2 protein-coding genes are annotated in these 690 nt (G+C 48.4%); both read left to right on the plus strand.

Annotated elements, in window-relative coordinates; all coding sequences use genetic code 11:
- The coding region (locus R7E38_RS22935; RefSeq protein WP_318082149.1) for a pseudouridine synthase at positions 1–380 on the plus strand (380 nt) is incomplete at its 5' end.
- 1 nt (position 381) lies between these two features.
- Positions 382–690, plus strand: a 309-nt coding sequence (locus tag R7E38_RS22940; protein WP_318082150.1) for a laccase domain-containing protein, incomplete at its 3' end; no start/stop codon positions are given.

A 690-nucleotide genomic window follows, 5' to 3' on the forward strand; every position in this document is an offset into this window, starting at 1 on the left:
CTGTAGCTCCTTTGGGTAAACCTGCGGTAACGCACTACCGTGTAGCAGAACACTTCCGTGAGCATACGCGTATCCGTCTGCGTTTGGAAACGGGTCGTACTCACCAAATCCGTGTTCATATGTCTTACCTACAGCATCCTCTGTTAGGTGATACTGCTTATGGTGGTCGTGCACGTATTCCTACTGGTGCATCGCAAGAACTGACGGACATGATTCGTGGTTTCGATCGTCAGGCGCTACACGCCGTAATGCTTCGTTTTGAACACCCTATCACTGGTGAAGAACTGGAATTCCATGCTCCAGTGCCAGACGATATGGTGGCTATGACTGAAGCGTTGCGTAAAGACACTGAAGAATACGGTCTACCGGACGAGTTTTAAGATGAAGGCAATCATTCCTAACTGGTCTGCACCTAAAAATGTCAAAGCCTTTGCTTCTACGCGAGTTGGTGGCTTTTCGACAGGCTCTTATCAAGGGTTAAATCTCGGTGCACACGTTGGGGATGATGCTTCTATCGTAGCGAATAATCGTCATTGGTTGGCGCAACAAGCGAATATGCCAAGTGCGCCAATTTGGTTAAACCAAACTCATTCTACTGTCGTTGCCCATGCGAATGCTCCTACGTCAATAGTGCTTGATGCTGATGGCATCTTCACATCGGCGAGTAATGTTGTGTGCTCTGCCATGACC

Source organism: Vibrio sp. Vb2131, assembly GCF_033338535.1.
Classification (GTDB): domain Bacteria; phylum Pseudomonadota; class Gammaproteobacteria; order Enterobacterales; family Vibrionaceae; genus Vibrio; species Vibrio alginolyticus.